The 17,326-nt window shown below is 52.6% G+C and carries 13 protein-coding genes; 11 read left to right on the forward strand and 2 right to left on the reverse strand.

The window, feature by feature from the left end; translation table 11 throughout:
• The first annotated feature begins 366 nt into the window (after nucleotides 1-366).
• Nucleotides 367-1,449 (forward strand): porin OmpD, encoded by a 1,083-nt coding sequence (gene ompD / locus OGY09_RS20470; RefSeq protein ID WP_008784801.1) that lies wholly within the window; start codon nucleotides 367-369, stop codon nucleotides 1,447-1,449.
• A gap of 83 nt (nucleotides 1,450-1,532) precedes the next feature.
• Nucleotides 1,533-1,973 carry a GFA family protein gene (locus tag OGY09_RS20475; protein ID WP_008784802.1) on the forward strand — a complete coding sequence of 147 codons (441 nt, stop codon included), beginning with the start codon at nucleotides 1,533-1,535 and terminating at the stop codon, nucleotides 1,971-1,973.
• Nucleotides 1,974-1,976: 3 nt separating this feature from the next.
• Here the strand turns inward: OGY09_RS20475 and OGY09_RS20480 are convergent, their stop codons facing one another.
• Nucleotides 1,977-3,461 carry an MFS transporter gene (locus OGY09_RS20480; RefSeq protein ID WP_032943479.1) on the reverse strand — a complete coding sequence of 495 codons (1,485 nt, stop codon included), beginning with the start codon at nucleotides 3,459-3,461 and terminating at the stop codon, nucleotides 1,977-1,979.
• Nucleotides 3,462-3,578: 117 nt separating this feature from the next.
• Here OGY09_RS20480 and OGY09_RS20485 point away from each other — a divergent pair, with 117 nt between their 5' ends.
• The 7 genes from OGY09_RS20485 (at nucleotide 3,579) to OGY09_RS20515 (ending at nucleotide 13,498) form a co-directional block, all read left to right on the forward strand.
• Nucleotides 3,579-4,157 carry a TetR family transcriptional regulator gene (locus tag OGY09_RS20485; RefSeq protein ID WP_032943480.1) on the forward strand — a complete coding sequence of 193 codons (579 nt, stop codon included), beginning with the start codon at nucleotides 3,579-3,581 and terminating at the stop codon, nucleotides 4,155-4,157.
• Nucleotides 4,158-4,369: 212 nt separating this feature from the next.
• Nucleotides 4,370-5,755 (forward strand): NarK family nitrate/nitrite MFS transporter, encoded by a 1,386-nt coding sequence (locus tag OGY09_RS20490; RefSeq protein WP_008784805.1) that lies wholly within the window; start codon nucleotides 4,370-4,372, stop codon nucleotides 5,753-5,755.
• Nucleotides 5,756-5,851: 96 nt separating this feature from the next.
• Complete coding sequence (locus tag OGY09_RS20495; protein WP_032943481.1) at nucleotides 5,852-9,592, forward strand: nitrate reductase subunit alpha; 3,741 nt, start codon at nucleotides 5,852-5,854, stop codon at nucleotides 9,590-9,592.
• A complete protein-coding gene (gene narH / locus OGY09_RS20500; RefSeq protein WP_008784807.1) occupies nucleotides 9,589-11,133 on the forward strand; it encodes a nitrate reductase subunit beta in 1,545 nt (514 codons plus the stop codon). Before OGY09_RS20495 ends, narH begins: the two co-directional genes overlap by 4 nt.
• Nucleotides 11,133-11,828 (forward strand): nitrate reductase molybdenum cofactor assembly chaperone, encoded by a 696-nt coding sequence (narW, locus tag OGY09_RS20505; protein WP_003833045.1) that lies wholly within the window; start codon nucleotides 11,133-11,135, stop codon nucleotides 11,826-11,828. Before narH ends, narW begins: the two co-directional genes overlap by 1 nt.
• Entirely contained in the window at nucleotides 11,825-12,505 is a 681-nt protein-coding gene (narI, locus tag OGY09_RS20510; protein ID WP_003833047.1) for a respiratory nitrate reductase subunit gamma, read from the forward strand. The genes narW and narI overlap by 4 nt, the downstream gene beginning before the upstream one ends.
• Nucleotides 12,506-12,604: 99 nt before the next feature.
• Nucleotides 12,605-13,498 (forward strand): PhzF family isomerase, encoded by an 894-nt coding sequence (locus OGY09_RS20515; protein WP_008784808.1) that lies wholly within the window; start codon nucleotides 12,605-12,607, stop codon nucleotides 13,496-13,498.
• A 58-nt stretch (nucleotides 13,499-13,556) separates the two neighbouring features.
• On the opposite strand, the gene nhoA is transcribed toward OGY09_RS20515, so the two are convergent.
• A complete protein-coding gene (gene nhoA / locus OGY09_RS20520; protein WP_008784809.1) occupies nucleotides 13,557-14,402 on the reverse strand; it encodes an N-hydroxyarylamine O-acetyltransferase in 846 nt (281 codons plus the stop codon).
• A 157-nt stretch (nucleotides 14,403-14,559) separates the two neighbouring features.
• On the opposite strand from nhoA, the gene OGY09_RS20525 reads away from it, so the two are divergent.
• Together OGY09_RS20525 and OGY09_RS20530 are read left to right on the forward strand one after the other, a co-directional pair.
• Nucleotides 14,560-15,132 (forward strand): flavin reductase family protein, encoded by a 573-nt coding sequence (locus OGY09_RS20525; RefSeq protein ID WP_008784810.1) that lies wholly within the window; start codon nucleotides 14,560-14,562, stop codon nucleotides 15,130-15,132.
• A 212-nt stretch (nucleotides 15,133-15,344) separates the two neighbouring features.
• On the forward strand, nucleotides 15,345-17,321 hold the full coding sequence (locus tag OGY09_RS20530) for an alkyl/aryl-sulfatase (protein ID WP_032943483.1): 1,977 nt from the start codon (nucleotides 15,345-15,347) through the stop codon (nucleotides 17,319-17,321).
• Nucleotides 17,322-17,326: the final 5 nt, after the last annotated feature.

Genomic DNA, 17,326 nt, shown 5'->3' on the forward strand with positions numbered 1-17,326 from the left:
TTATTTTTGTTTAATTTAATGTTAAATAATTGGTAGTTAATTAACTCCCGAAAATATTGCATGCTTATCTATATTCCTCAGCATGTATATATTATACCTGCGTGACTAACGCCATTTAAACCATAGACGGCACAATAGTCCCATACGTAAATATACCCATTCAGATTTGTCACATATAAAGATTAATACAATCAGCTATATTATGTAGATCTGGATCACACAAATTCAAATATTTCGCAATATTATGAAACTTATTATTGAACTTATACCACTGCGTCATTTAAAAATAGTTTGCCATTGACGAACCCCTTCGTTTAGCAATGGTTTAGGAAACACACCAAGAAAAAATTATAAGGATTATTTAGAATGAAACTTAAATTAGTTGCAGTGGCAGTGACTAGCCTGTTGGCGGCAGGTGCGGTAAACGCAGCTGAGGTATATAACAAAGACGCAAACAAACTGGATATCTACGGTAAAGTTCACGCTCAGCATTACTTCTCTGACGACACCAGCAGCGATGGCGACAAAACCTACGCGCGTCTGGGCTTCAAAGGCGAAACTCAGATCAATGACCAGCTGGTTGGTTTTGGTCAGTGGGAATACGAATTCAAAGGCAACCGTTCCGAAAGCCAGGGTTCCGAAGCAGACAAAACCCGTCTGGCATTCGCTGGCCTGAAATTCGCTGAATACGGTTCTTTCGACTACGGTCGTAACTACGGCGTAGCTTACGACATCGGCGCATGGACCGACGTCCTGCCTGAGTTCGGTGGTGATACCTGGACCCAGACCGACGTATTCATGACCCAGCGTGCTACCGGCGTTGCTACCTACCGCAACACCGATTTCTTCGGTCTGGTTGAAGGTCTGAACTTTGCCGCTCAGTACCAGGGCAAAAACGATCGTACCGATGAAGTTGAAGCGAACGGTGATGGTTTCGGTCTGTCTACTACCTATGAATACGAAGGTTTCGGCGTTGGTGCTACCTATGCGAAATCTGACCGTACCGATCGTCAAGTGCGCAACGGCACCAACGGTCTTTACGCTTCAGGTCAGAATGCGGAAGTGTGGGCTGCTGGTCTGAAGTATGATGCGAACAACATCTACCTGGCGACCACCTACTCCGAAACCCGCAATATGACCACATTCGGTAAAATCGACGGTATTGCTAACAAAACTCAGAACTTTGAAGCTGTTGCACAGTACCAGTTCGACTTCGGCCTGCGTCCGTCCATCGCTTACCTGAAATCCAAAGGTAAAGATCTGGGTGCATACGGCGACCAGGATCTGGTTGAATACGTAGACTTGGGTGCTACCTACTACTTCAACAAAAACATGTCCACCTTCGTTGATTACAAAATCAACCTGCTGGATGACACTAACTTCACTAAAAATGTTGCGCAGATCAGCACTGACAACATCGTGGCTGTTGGTCTGAACTACCAGTTCTAATTTTGTTGTAGTCTGAATACAAAGCCAGTCCTTCAAGGGCTGGCTTTTTCTCTTAATGTAGACTCGGTCATAAGGAGTATGCCGTGCAGACATTCACTGGTCGTTGTCTTTGCGGACAGAGTCATTTTACCGTTGACGTCGAAATGCTGGATGTCTATGCCTGCCACTGTACGCTGTGTCAGAAATGGTCAGGCGGCATCGCCATGTATCTGGAAGCCAGCACTCACCCGCTGATGTCGCCAGAATCGGCAGAACCTTCGCACTTTCCTTCTTCAAATCGTGGTGAACGGTTCTTCTGTTCCGGCTGCGGATGCCCACTGTGGTTTACGTTGACGGACAGCGATCGCTACTTTATTCCGTGGACACTTCTGGAACTTAATGAGGTAGATCGCCGCCGCCTGATATTAGCGGCAGAAATCTATACGGAAACACAGCCTGCGTTCTGGAGATTGACGGGGCAATACGCTCGACTGAGTGGGAAAGAAGTCGAAGAGATGGATTACCCCTGTCATTTAGCTCACTAGTTATTAACGTTGTACCTTTGCCAGACTGAACCACATTCCTATCGCTAATACGATAAGCATGCTGCCGGCGCTGCTTAAGGCCACGCTATGTGACCAGGTGAACGCTTCTCTGGCAGCCGTCAGCAATGCTTCACTCAGTGACGACGGGAGCGAGTGCGCCAGTTGTACCGCCTCCCCCATTGACGATGAGGCACGTTCCATTTCCTGCGCATTAAGTCCGGCTGGCGGCAGAATCGATGCAGAAAAGCTACGGCTCAGCAGTAAGCCAAAGATAGCGATCCCAAGTCCTGCCCCCAGTTCATAAGCCATTGTCTCGATGGCGCCAGCGGCCGCGGCTTTTTCCGCCGGCGCTGCTGCCATGATAGCCGCCGTTGAAGCCAGGAGCGCACTGGCGGCGCTGAAGCCGAGCAAAGCCATCAAAATCCAGGCTTGTATCTGTTGGCTACTGAAATCCGTCATCGCCAGGCCGTAAAAACTGACGGCGCTCAGCGCCATGCCCGCCGTTGCCACACAACGTAATCCCAGGCGTGAAACCAACATACCGGCAATCGGTCCGCTGAAACCACTTGCCAGCATCACAGGCAGCATGAACAATCCAGCCTGATATGGTGTTAAACCGTGAACAAACTGTAGTTCCTGAGCCATCAGCAACTCAAAACCCACCAGCGTTATCATCGCGGTCATCGCCATCACTACACCGCTCAAGATAATGCGATGCGTGAACAGACGCATATCAATCATCGGGCGAGCTGCCGCAAGCTGGATACGGACAAACTGCCACAACAGTAAAGCGCCGGTTAACAGCGTCAGGGCGATGGCAACGGTCGCCGTATGCCCTTTCAGCGCAGTTTTAGCGCTGTAAACCAACAGCAGAATGGCAACAATCAGCATGATCGCATGACCAAAATTTAACGATTGATCGCGACGTCCGGCCTGGCGTGGCACTAAGCGTGCGGTTAAGGCCATTACCACCAGGACAATTGGCACATTAATTAAGAATACGGACCCCCAGTAGAAGTGCTCCAGCAGCATCCCGCCAACCAATGGGCCAAACGCCGCACCGCCGGAACCGACCGCTGCCCAGACGCCGAGCGCCATATTTCGATGCCGTTGCTCAGAGAACGTGGCGCGAATACCCGCCAGCGTTGCCGGAACAATCATCGCCGCGCCAATCGCCAATACCGCCCGGGTGGCAATCAGCCAGCTTGCGCTATGAGCAAAAGCGGCCGCCAGCGATGCGAGACCAAATAATCCACCGCCTAACAGCAGCAGACGTTTAAAGCCGATGCGATCGCCCAGCGCACCCATTGGCAATACCATACCGGCCATTACCAGGGAATAAATATCAATGATCCACAGCAGCTCGTTGCCACTGGCACCCAGCGTCATACTCAGCGTGGGCGCGGCAACGTGCAGCACCGTTGCATCAATCGCAACAGGGATGTAGACCAGCACAATAATGACTAACGTTAACCACTGACGAAACATAAAACTCCCTAACGAAACCAAAACTGGACACATGTCCAGCTTTAGCGATCCTACGGAAAATTGAACATATGTCCAACTTTTTGTTAGACTGCGATCTATACGGGTACAGGAGGAATGATGAGCTATCTAAATCGGGATGAACGTCGGGAAGTGATTCTGCAAGCAGCAATGCATGTCGCACTTGAAGAAGGATTTTCCGCCATGACGGTTCGACGCATTGCTGCAGAAGCTCACGTCGCGACGGGCCAGGTACATCACCATTTCGCCTCTGCCGGCGAACTCAAATCCCAGGCATTTGTGCGCCTTATCCGCACCCTACTTGATGCCGAACTGGTCAGCGAAGACGCCAGTTTCCGTGAGCGACTGCATGCGATGCTAGGCAGTGAAGATGGTGGTCTGGAACCCTATATTAAGCTATGGCGTGAAGCACAGGTTGTTGCGGGTAAAGATCCGGAAATTAAAAGCGCCTACCTGTTGACCATGCGAATGTGGCACGAAGAAACCTCCAACATCATTACACAAGGACAGAAAGCCGGTGAGTTCTCATCCGCGCCTGATGCCGCCGACGTCGCATGGCGCTTAATCGCATTAGTCTGCGGCCTGGATGGTATGTACATATTGGGTATTGAGGAAATGGCCGATCCTGCATTCGATCGTCACCTTGATCGTATGATAACGCAGGAGTTATTTATTTGATGTAATAGATGGATTAACAATACATCTTTTATGTTTACAATTAGTAACACTTAAGCAACGTGTAATTCTCCCATCACGCCGCGTTATTGCGCTTTTTTATCTATTCTTTCAGTCAATATTCCTAAAACTTTTCAATAGTTTCTAAAAAGAAGCCGCGCGGCGCTGCATGCGTTTATTTCTTTTTCATGAACGGCATGTGCATGGAGAATAATATGTCATCATCAAATGAGAAAAATAATCGTTATCTTTTAACTGACTGGAAACCAGAGAACCCCGGCTTTTGGGAAAATAAAGGCAAGCACATTGCGCGCAGAAACCTCTGGATATCAGTGAGTTGCTTGCTGCTTGCGTTCTGCGTCTGGATGTTGTTCAGCGCCGTTGCCGTCAATCTGAATAAAATTGGCTTTAATTTCACCACCGACCAACTGTTTTTATTAACGGCACTGCCTTCTCTTTCTGGTGCAATATTGCGCGTTCCCTACTCCTTTATGGTACCTATATTTGGTGGGCGTCGTTGGACCATTTTTAGCACGATTATTCTGGTTATTCCCTGCGTCTGGCTCGGATTTGCCGTGCAAAATACCGCTACTCCGTTCGGTGTATTTATTATCATTGCGCTGATGTGTGGTTTTGCTGGCGCTAACTTTGCCTCCAGCATGGGCAATATCAGCTTTTTCTTCCCCAAAGCGAAGCAAGGCAGCGCGTTAGGCGTTAACGGTGGTCTCGGCAACCTCGGCGTCAGCGTGATGCAGTTGATCGCGCCACTGGTGATCTTTCTGCCCATATTTACCTTTTTGGGCGTACAGGGCGTACCGCAAGCTGACGGCTCGTTATTGTCGCTGGCCAATGCAGCATGGATATGGGTGCCGTTACTGCTGATAGCCACCGTGGCAGCGGGCATGGGAATGAACGACATTGCCAGCTCGAAGGCCTCAATTGCCTCCCAGTTACCGGTACTCAAGCGTTTTCATCTGTGGTTATTAAGCCTGCTGTATCTCGCCACCTTCGGTTCATTTATCGGTTTTTCGGCAGGCTTTGCCATGCTGGCGAAAACCCAGTTCCCCGACGTGAATATCCTGCAACTGGCGTTCTTCGGCCCCTTCATCGGCGCGCTTGCACGATCGGCGGGTGGTGTTATCTCTGACAAGTTTGGTGGTGTGCGTGTCACCTTAATTAACTTCATCTTTATGGCACTGTTCAGCGCCCTGCTGTTTCTCACTTTGCCCGGCTCGGGCGAAGGTAGCTTTATCGCGTTTTACCTGGTGTTTATGGGCTTGTTCCTGACCGCGGGTCTGGGCAGCGGTTCAACCTTCCAGATGATTGCGGTGATCTTTCGCAAAATCACAATTTATCGGGTGAAGCTGCATGGTGGCACTGAAGAGCAAGCTCAGCGGGAAGCGGTAACCGATACCGCAGCCGCCCTGGGGTTTATCTCCGCTATTGGCGCAGTGGGGGGCTTCTTCATTCCTAAAGCGTTTGGCTCATCGCTGGCGTTGACCGGCTCTCCGGTGGGTGCCATGAAAATATTCCTCGTGTTTTACATCGTCTGCGTGCTGGTGACCTGGTTGGTCTATGGCCGTAAATCACAAAAAAAATAACAAAATGGATACCGCAGGATCGGACATTCAGGTAGGTCGGATCAGGCCTGGAGTTCGATTCACCGTCGGCAATATTATCGAAGCAGGAGTTATGTCATGAGTAAACTGTTAGACCGCTTTCGCTACTTTAAACAAAAGGGCGATACGTTTGCCGAGGGGCATGGGCAAGTGATGCACACCAACCGGGACTGGGAAGACAGCTATCGTCAGCGCTGGCAGTTCGACAAAATTGTGCGTTCTACCCACGGCGTTAACTGTACCGGCTCATGCAGCTGGAAGATCTACGTTAAAAACGGGCTGGTGACCTGGGAAACGCAGCAAACCGACTACCCGCGTACCCGTCCTGACCTGCCAAATCATGAGCCCCGTGGCTGCCCACGCGGCGCCAGTTACTCGTGGTATCTCTATAGCGCTAACCGCCTGAAATATCCGCTGGTGCGTAAACGCTTAATCGAATTGTGGCGCGACGCCCTCTCCCGCCAGCCCGATCCGGTGCTGGCCTGGGAATCCATTATGAACGACCCGCAAAAATGCCAGAGCTACAAGCAGGTACGCGGGCGCGGTGGATTTATCCGTTCGAACTGGAAAGAGCTTAATCAGCTGATTGCTGCCGCCAACGTCTGGACGGTGAAAACCTACGGCCCGGATCGCGTGGTCGGCTTCTCCCCGATCCCGGCGATGTCGATGGTTTCCTATGCCGCCGGCACACGCTATCTCTCGCTAATCGGCGGAACCTGTCTGAGTTTCTATGACTGGTACTGCGACTTACCGCCCGCGTCACCGATGACCTGGGGCGAGCAGACCGACGTTCCTGAATCCGCCGACTGGTATAACTCCAGCTATATCATCGCCTGGGGTTCTAACGTGCCGCAGACCCGTACCCCGGATGCGCACTTTTTCACAGAAGTACGCTACAAAGGCACCAAGACGATTGCCATTACGCCGGATTACTCGGAAGTCGCCAAACTGTGCGATCAGTGGCTGGCACCCAAACAAGGGACAGACAGCGCGCTGGCAATGGCGATGGGCCACGTCATCCTGAAAGAGTTCCACCTCGACAATCCCAGCGATTATTTTCTCAATTACTGTCGTCGCTATACCGACATGCCGATGCTGGTTTTACTGGATGCCCGCGAAGATGGCAACTACGTGCCTGGACGCATGATGCGTGCTTCAGACCTTGTCGATGGTCTGGGCGAAAGCAACAATCCAGAGTGGAAAACGGTAGCCTTTAACAGCGCTGGCGAACTGGTTGTCCCGAACGGATCTATCGGTTTTCGCTGGGGGGAAAAAGGCAAATGGAACCTGGAACCACTGGCGGCTGGCGCTGAAACTGAACTTTCTCTTTCGCTGCTTGGTCAGCATGATGAAGTGACCGGCGTGGCATTCCCCTATTTTGGCGGCAACGAAAACCCACATTTTCGCAGTGTAAAACAAGAACCGGTGCTGATCCGTCAACTGCCGGTAAAACATCTTACCCTCGCTGACGGTAGCCGTTGCCCGGTGGTGAGCGTCTATGATCTGGTGCTGGCGAATTATGGCCTCGATCGTGGTCTGGATGACGTTCATAGCGCGCAAGATTACAGCGAAGTGAAAGCCTACACCCCGGCCTGGGGCGAGCAAATTACGGGGGTGCCACGCCGTCATATCGAACAGATCGCCCGTGAGTTTGCCGATACTGCGCACAAAACGCATGGCCGTTCGATGATCATTCTCGGGGCTGGCGTCAACCACTGGTATCACATGGATATGAACTACCGTGGCATGATTAACATCCTCGTGTTCTGTGGCTGCGTGGGACAAAGCGGCGGCGGCTGGGCGCACTATGTGGGTCAGGAGAAACTGCGTCCGCAAACCGGTTGGTTGCCGCTGGCCTTTGCGCTGGACTGGAACCGACCACCGCGTCAGATGAACAGCACTTCGTTTTTCTATAACCACTCCAGCCAGTGGCGTTATGAAAAACTCACCGCGCAGGAACTCCTCTCTCCGCTGGCCGATGCGTCGAAGTTTAGCGGACATTTGATTGACTTTAACGTACGTGCAGAAAGGATGGGCTGGCTGCCGTCTGCGCCGCAGCTTAACCTCAACCCTTTGACCGTTAAAGCAAAAGCTGAACAAGCAGGGCTATCTCCTGCGCAATACACCGCACAGGCGCTGAAGTCAGGTGATATTCGTTTTGCCTGCGAACAGCCAGATAACGGCAAAAACCATCCGCGCAACCTCTTCGTCTGGCGCTCTAACCTGCTCGGCTCCTCCGGTAAAGGGCATGAATACATGCTCAAGTATTTACTGGGTACCGAAAGCGGGATCCAGGGGGAAGCGCTTGGCTCAAGCGAGGGTATCAAACCTGAAGAGGTTGAATGGCAGTCGGCGGCGATAGAGGGCAAGCTCGATCTGCTGGTCACGCTCGATTTCCGTATGTCGAGCACCTGTTTGTTCTCCGATATCGTTCTGCCAACCGCTACCTGGTATGAAAAAGACGATATGAATACCTCGGATATGCATCCGTTTATTCACCCGTTGTCTGCGGCGGTCGACCCGGCATGGGAATCGAAGAGCGACTGGGAAATTTATAAAGGCATCGCCAAAGTATTTTCTGAGGTTTGCGTCGGACACCTTGGACAAGAAACGGATGTGGTATTGCAACCGCTGCAACACGACTCTCCGGCAGAGCTGGCGCAGCCGTTTGACATTCAGGACTGGCGCAAAGGCGAATGCGATCTCCTCCCGGGCAAAACGGCACCGAATATCGCCGTTGTGGAGCGTGACTACCCCGCCACCTACGAACGCTTTACTTCACTTGGCCCGCTCATGGACAAACTCGGTAACGGCGGGAAAGGCATTGCGTGGAATACCCAGGCGGAAGTCGATTTCCTCGGCAAGCTGAACTACACCAAGCGCGAAGGCCCGGCAAAAGGCCGACCGCTGATTGACACCGCGCTGGATGCCTCTGAGGTGATCCTCGCCCTGGCACCGGAAACAAACGGTCAGGTGGCGGTGAAAGCCTGGGAAGCGCTGGGGGCGATGACCGGACGCGACCATACGCATCTGGCGTTGAACAAAGAAGACGAGAAGATCCGTTTTCGCGATATCCAGGCGCAGCCGCGCAAAATCATCTCCAGCCCCACCTGGTCCGGGTTGGAAAGTGAACATGTTTCCTATAACGCAGGCTATACCAACGTCCACGAGCTGATCCCATGGCGTACCCTGTCCGGTCGCCAGCAGCTGTATCAGGATCATGCGTGGATGCGAGCGTTTGGTGAAAGTCTGGTGGCGTATCGTCCACCTATCGATACCCGCAGCGTCAGTGAAATGCGCGAGGTTCCGCCTAACGGCTTCCCGGAAAAAGCGCTCAACTTCCTGACGCCGCACCAGAAATGGGGGATCCATTCCACCTATAGCGAAAACCTGCTGATGCTGACGCTGTCGCGCGGCGGACCGATTGTCTGGATCAGTGAAACCGATGCCAAAGAGCTGGGCATTGAGGATAACGACTGGATTGAAGCCTTCAACGCCAACGGTGCGCTCACCGCGCGTGCAGTGGTGAGTCAACGCGTGCCACCGGGAATGACCATGATGTATCACGCTCAGGAGCGAATCATGAATATCCCTGGCTCAGAGGTGACCGGGATGCGCGGCGGGATCCATAACTCGGTGACCCGCGTCTGCCCGAAACCCACGCACATGATAGGTGGCTATGCGCAGCTGGCATACAGCTTCAACTATTACGGTACGGTCGGCTCTAACCGCGATGAGTTCATCATGATTAGAAAAATGAAAAATATTAACTGGCTGGATGATGAAGGTCGCGATCAGGTACAGGAGGCGAAAAAATGAAAATACGCTCACAGGTAGGCATGGTTCTTAATCTGGATAAGTGCATCGGCTGCCACACCTGCTCCGTCACCTGTAAAAACGTCTGGACCGGGCGTGAAGGGATGGAATATGCGTGGTTTAACAACGTCGAGACTAAACCGGGGATTGGCTATCCAAAGAACTGGGAAGATCAGGAAGAGTGGCAAGGCGGCTGGGTTCGCGATGTTAACGGCAAGATAAGACCGCGTCTGGGCGGTAAGATGGGCGTGATCACCAAAATTTTCGCCAACCCGGTGATCCCGCAAATCGATGATTACTATGAGCCGTTTACCTACGATTATCAGCATCTGCATAGCGCGCCGGAAAGCAAGAATCAGCCCACCGCGCGTCCGCGTTCGCTGATCGATGGTAAGCGGATGGACAAGATTATCTGGGGTCCAAACTGGGAAGAACTGCTTGGCGGCGAATTTTCAAAACGTGCCCGCGACCGTAACTTCGAGAAGATGCAAAAGGAGATGTACGGCCAGTTCGAAAACACTTTCATGATGTATTTACCGCGACTTTGTGAACACTGCCTGAACCCAAGCTGTGTCGCCACCTGCCCAAGCGGTGCTATCTATAAGCGTGAAGAAGACGGCATTGTGCTGATCGACCAGGACAAATGTCGCGGCTGGCGCTTGTGTATCAGCGGCTGTCCGTACAAGAAAATCTATTTTAACTGGAAGAGCGGTAAGTCAGAGAAGTGCATTTTCTGCTATCCGCGTATTGAGTCTGGCCAGCCGACGGTATGTTCGGAAACCTGCGTTGGACGTATCCGTTATCTCGGCGTATTGCTGTACGACGCCGACCGCATCGAAGAAGCGGCCAGCACCGAGCATGAGACCGATCTCTATGAGCGTCAGTGCGATGTATTCCTCAATCCGCACGATCCGGCGGTCATTGAAGAGGCGTTAAAACAAGGTATTCCGCACAACGTCATCGAAGCGGCCCAACGTTCGCCAGTCTACAAAATGGCGATGGACTGGAAACTGGCGCTGCCGCTGCACCCGGAATATCGCACCCTGCCGATGGTCTGGTATGTACCGCCATTGTCACCGATTCAGTCGGTCGCCGACGCGGGCGGACTGCCGCACAATGGCAACATTTTGCCTGCGGTTGAGTCGCTGCGAATTCCGGTTCAGTACCTCGCCAACATGCTCAGTGCGGGTGATACCGGTCCGGTGCTGCGCGCGCTGAAACGTATGATGGCCATGCGCCACTATATGCGTGCGCAAACAGTGGAAGGCGTGACGGACACCCGCGCGATTGAGGAAGTAGGTTTGACCGTTGAGCAGGTTGAAGAGATGTATCGCTATCTGGCCATCGCCAACTATGAGGACCGCTTTGTGATCCCGACCAGCCACCGTGAAATGGCGCGCGATGCCTTCCCGGAGAAAAACGGCTGCGGATTTACTTTCGGTGACGGCTGCCATGGTTCAGATACCAAATTCAACCTGTTTAACAGTAGCCGTATTGATGCCATCGACATCACCGAAGTGCGCGATAAAGCGGAGGGTGAATAATGCAAATCCTGAAGGTTATCGGCCTGCTGATGGAATATCCCGACGAACTGCTGTGGGAGTGTAAAGACGACGCGCTGGCGCTTGTGGCCAGCGATGCCCCCATGCTTACCGAATTTAGCCAGGGATTGCTCAATGCGCCACTGCTGGATAAACAAGCGGAATGGTGCGAAATCTTTGACCGGGGCCGGGCCACCTCTCTGCTGCTGTTTGAGCATGTGCACGCCGAGTCCCGTGACCGTGGTCAGGCGATGGTTGATCTGTTGGCGCAGTACGAAAAGGTCGGGCTACAGCTCGACTGCCGCGAACTGCCGGATCATCTGCCGCTGTATCTGGAGTATTTGAGCGTGTTGCCGGAGGACCAGGCCAAAGAAGGACTGCAGAACGTTGCACCGATTCTGGCTCTGCTGGGCGGGCGCTTAAAACAGCGCGATACGCCATGGTATCAACTGTTTGACGCCCTGCTGCTGCTTGCCGGAAGTCCTCTATCAAGTGACAGTGTCACTAAACAGGTTGGTGCTGAAACCCGCGATGATACTCGTCAGGCGCTGGATGCGGTGTGGGAAGAGGAACAGGTGAAGTTTATCGAGGATAACGCCACCGCCTGCGACAGTTCACCGTTACAAAACTATCAACGACGCTTTAGCCAGGACGTTGCGCCGCAGTATGTCGACGTCAGCGCGGGAGGCCCGAAATGATACAGTACCTGAACGTCTTTTTTTACGATATCTACCCGTACCTGTGCGGTACGGTGTTTATCCTCGGCAGTTGGCTACGCTATGACTACGGGCAATACACCTGGCGCGCCTCTTCCAGCCAGATGCTGGACAAACGCGGCATGGTGCTGTGGTCAAACCTGTTCCACATCGGCATTCTGGGGATCTTTTTCGGTCACCTGTTCGGCATGCTAACGCCGCACTGGATGTATGCCTGGTTCCTGCCGATTGCGGTGAAACAACAGATGGCGATGATTGCCGGTGGGCTTTGTGGCGTACTGACGCTGGTTGGTGGCGCAGGTTTGCTGGTGCGGCGTCTGACCAACCCGCGCATTCGTGCAACGTCTTCCACCGCTGATATTCTGATCCTTTGCGTTCTGCTGATTCAGTGTATCCTCGGCTTAACCACCATCCCGTTCTCCGCACAGCATCCTGACGGCAGTGAAATGCTGAAACTGGTTGGTTGGGCGCAGTCAGTGGTGACCTTCCAGGGCGGCGCATCTGCACATCTGGATGGCGTGGCGTTGATTTTCCGTGTGCACCTGGTTCTGGGGATGACTATCTTCCTGCTATTCCCGTTCACCCGTCTGGTCCACGTATGGAGTGCGCCGTTTGAGTACTTCACTCGCCGCTATCAAATAGTTCGTTCCCGCCGATAATTGAACTCTGATGCCCGGTAGCGCTTGCGCTTACCGGGCCTGCATCGCTATCCCGCCTTTTGTACGTTATGATGCTTCTCCATTTCAGGGAGAACGCTAATGAAACCACAGGTTTACCACGTCGATGCCTTTACCCCGGTCCCTTTTCGCGGCAACTCAGCAGGTGTGGTTTTACATGCTGATGGGCTGAGTGACGCGCAGATGCAGCTCATCGCTCGCGAGCTGCGTCATTCAGAAACCGCATTTCTGCTGACCAGTGACGACAGCGATGTTCGCATCCGCTATTTCACCCCGACGGTCGAAGTTCCTATCTGTGGGCATGCTACCGTCGCCGCGCATTACGTGCGGGCCAGGGCGCTGGGTCTGGGCAACTGCATGGTCTGGCAAACCTCGCTGGCCGGACGTCATCGGGTGGATATTGACGCTACCGGGAATGACTATCGCATTAGCCTTGAGCAAGGTGAACCGGGTTTTGAACCTCCGCTGGAGGGCGCTGTTCGTACTGCGATTCTCGATGCGCTGCACCTGAGCGAAGACGATATGCTGGCAGGCTTACCCATTCAGGTTGCCACGACCGGACATTCGAAAGTGATGATTCCACTGAAACCCGAGGTGGACCTTGACGCCCTTTCCCCTGATTTACCGGCTTTGACCGCCATCAGCCAGCAAATTGGCTGTAACGGCTTTTTCCCTTTTCAAATCCGCGAGGGCGAAAACGCCACTGATGGCCGCATGTTTTCACCTGCTATTGGTATTGTGGAAGACCCGGTTACCGGCAATGCCAACGGTCCAATGGGCGCGTGGCTGGTCCACCATGGGCTGATGGCGCATGATGGCAAAACGTTACGTGTTCAGGGGCATCAGGGCCGTGCGCTCGGACGCGACGGGATTGTTGATGTGACGGTGACTATCCGTGAAAACCAGCCGGAAAAAGTCACCATTACCGGTTCGGCGGTGATCCTGTTTCACGCAGAATGGGCGATAGATTTTTAATTGTTCCCGTAGGCCGGATAAGGCGATGACGCCGCATCCGGCATTAATTCCGATGCCCCTATTTCCCCGCCTCCGGATGCGTATCAAACGCCGCCATGACCGTCGCCAGCTCATCTTCGGTAAATCCATGCTTCACGTCATCCACACCCAGTCCAAATCGTTCTTGCAACAATGCATACAAACTGGCGACGTCAGGCAAATTAATCTGCTCTACCGCATGTCCATCCTGATAATGGGTAAAGTGAAAATTGGTTAACGTTAATTTCCCGCCGTCGGGCAGATGACGGCACATCAGCAGATGATGGCGAAAATGTGATTGCGGCCAGTGTGCGGACCAGAAGTTGCCCATCAGATAATCGCTCTGATGCTGCACGACCAGATCGAAACGATACATTGACTGCCAGTGTTCGTGATGACGGAACTGGAGGATCCAATCTTCACCTTCCTGAATCAGCCGATATTCGCCGTGTGGCGTCTTCTGCTCAGAGTTAGCCTGCAGACGAATTGGTGCTGTCAGCGTTTGCCCGCCGAAGCCAACATCGGCGATCCACTGCTCTCCCTGCAATTCAACCAGCAACAAACGATGCGTGCGCGGCGGCAGACTTGACGGATTTGCCAGTACCACGCGACCGAGAAGGCTACGTACGTTAAAACCGATTTCGCGTAACGCGCGCTCAAACACGCCGTTCTGTTCAAAGCAATAACCGCCACGACGCGCCGTTACCAGCTTCTCTTCCAGCGACAAATCGTCAAGCTGCATCTCTCTTGGCAATAATACGTCCAGGTTTTCAAATGGAATTGCGCTGTTGTGCAGTAGATGTAGCGCTTGCAAGGTTTCAAGGTTGACGTTGGCCGAACCTGACCAGCCAATACGGGCAAAATAAGCGGTTAAAAAAGGCGTCATACGGAGTTCCTGTTCGATTAATGCAGTACTTATAACGTATTTTTCGTTTTACGCTGTCGATTTTGTGCGTTGTTAATTCCTGTGAGGCGACAAAATCGCTAATACCGTTAATATCTATGTTTATTGTGGTGTGTTATCTCTCAGCCAAGGAGCATCCATGAGCCATTTTCGTCCGATCGAATTAAAACATGCCAGCCGGCTACTCAATCATGGCCCAACGATATTGATAACCAGCCAGGATGAGCATACCGAGCGGCGAAATGTGATGGCTGCGGCATGGTCAATGCCCGTGGAATTTGAGCCGCCGCGGGTAGCAATTGTTGTTGATAAGACCGCCTGGTCGCGAGATCTCATTGAACGTAGCGGTAAATTCGGCATCGTTATTCCGGGTATCGCCGCCGTCAACTGGACCTGGGCCGTAGGCAGCGTTTCCGGTCGCGTGGAAGATAAATTCAACTGTTACGGCATTCCCGTGGTGCAAGGACCCGTGCTAGGTTTACCGCTGATAGAAGCGAAATGTCTGGCCTGGATGGAGTGTCGCCTGTTGCCAGCCACGGCGGCACAGGAAAAATATGACACTCTGTTTGGGGAAGTAGTCTCCGCTGCTGCTGATGAGCGAGCCTTCGTGGAAGGACGCTGGCAGTTTGATGATGGCAAGCTCAATACTCTGCATCACCTTGGGGCCGGAACGTTTATCTCCAGCGGGAAACGCATTATCGCAGGTGAATGATAGTATGCTAACGGATGGCAGTTCTGCTCTGTCATCCGCAACTGTTTTCTTAAAACTTCTGAAAAACCAGTTAGATAAATTACTCTGCCTTCCTTGCCTAATCATTAATGTGAATTATAGTTAATCTTGCACTAACTCAAATACCTAATCAAAACGCTATCCGTCAAAGCAGCATCCCCAACTGTACTTTGAAGTGTCAGAGAGGTTTTACGATGCAACTTAATAGAATCGCACAAAGTTTTATACTTGCTGGGTTACTCACATCGTTTTCTGTTCCCCTTATGGCCGCTGAAGCCCCCAAAGACGCTACAGCCGCCACGCAACAAGCCAACAACGCGCTTTACAATCAACTGCCCTTCTCCGATAACACCGACTTTACCGACGCCCACAAAGGCTTTATCGCCCCACTCCCGCAGGACGTGATCAAGGGCGAGCAGGGAAATGTTATCTGGAATCCGCAGCAGTACGCGTTCATCAAAGAAGGCGATAAAGCCCCGGATACGGTAAACCCGAGCCTGTGGCGTCAATCTCAGTTGATCAACATCAGCGGGCTGTTTGAAGTAACGGATGGCGTTTACCAGATTCGTAACCTCGATCTGTCAAACATGACCATTATTGAAGGTAAAGAAGGCATCACCGTTGTTGACCCGCTGGTCTCGGCAGAAACGGCCAAAGTCGGGATGGATCTTTACTTTAAAAACCGCGGTCAAAAACCAGTTATTGCGGTGATTTATACCCACAGCCACGTTGACCATTACGGCGGCGTACGCGGCGTTGTCGATGAAGCCGACGTTAAAGCGGGCAAAGTGAAAGTTTATGCGCCAGCCGGCTTTATGGAAGCCGCGGTCGCTGAGAATATCATGGCCGGTAACGTCATGAGCCGCCGCGCGAGCTACATGTATGGCAACCTGTTAAAACCTGATGCCAAAGGCCAGGTCGGCGCGGGACTGGGAACCACGACCTCCGCGGGAACCGTTACCCTGATTGCGCCAACAAATATCATTGAGAAAGATGGACAAAAAGAGGTCATCGACGGCCTGACCTATGACTTCATGCTGGCTCCGGGTTCCGAAGCTCCATCGGAAATGCTGTGGTACATCGAAGAGAAGAAACTGATTGAATCCGCAGAAGATGTTACCCACACCCTGCACAACACCTACTCCCTGCGCGGAGCCAAAATTCGTGAGCCGCTGCCGTGGTCCAAATACATCAACGAAGCGATTGTGCGCTGGGGTGATAAAGCCGAGGTGCTGATGGCGCAGCACCACTGGCCAACCTGGGGTAATGACAAGGTGGTCAGCCTGCTGAAAAGTCAGCGCGATCTGTATCGTTACATCAACGACCAGACGCTACGCATGGCTAACGAAGGTCTGACCCGCGATGAAATCGCTGCCAACTTTAAGCTGCCGGACTCACTGGCACATACCTGGGCTAACCGCGGTTACTATGGCTCAGTGAGCCATGACGTAAAAGCGACCTATGTGCTCTATCTCGGCTGGTTTGACGGCAACCCGGCAACGCTGGATGAGCTGCCGCCGGAAGAGTCTGCGAAGAAATTTGTCGACTACATGGGTGGTGCGGACGCCATTTTGCAGAAAGCAAAAGCAGACTATGACCAGGGCAACTACCGCTGGGTGGCACAGGTGGTAAGCAAAGTCGTGTTTGCCGATCCAAATAACCAGGCCGCACGTAATCTGGAAGCAGATGCGCTTGAGCAACTGGGTTATCAGGCTGAATCCGGCCCGTGGCGTAACTTCTACCTGACCGGCGCGCAAGAGCTGCGTAACGGCGTGGTCAAAGGCCCAACCCCGAATACCGCCAGCCCGGATACCGTTCGTGCTATGACGCCGGAAATGTTCTTCGATTATCTGGCAGTGCATATTAACGGACAAAAAGCGGGTGATGCGAAGTCGGTGTTTAACATCGATCTTGGCAGTGATGGCGGTAAATATAAGCTTGAGCTGGAGAATGGCGTCCTGAACCATACCGCCAATGCCGAAGCGAAAGATGCCGATGCTACGATCACGCTTAATCGCGATACGCTGAACAAAATCATCCTCAAGGAAGTGACGCTGAAACAGGCACAAGACAGCGGTGACGTGAAGATAACCGGTGACGGCGCCAAGCTTGATGCCATGCTCGGCTATATGGATAAATTCGAATTCTGGTTCAACATCGTTACGCCATAAGCACA

It is taken from the genome of Citrobacter sp. Cpo071, assembly GCF_030332765.1.
GTDB classification, from domain to species: domain Bacteria; phylum Pseudomonadota; class Gammaproteobacteria; order Enterobacterales; family Enterobacteriaceae; genus Citrobacter; species Citrobacter portucalensis.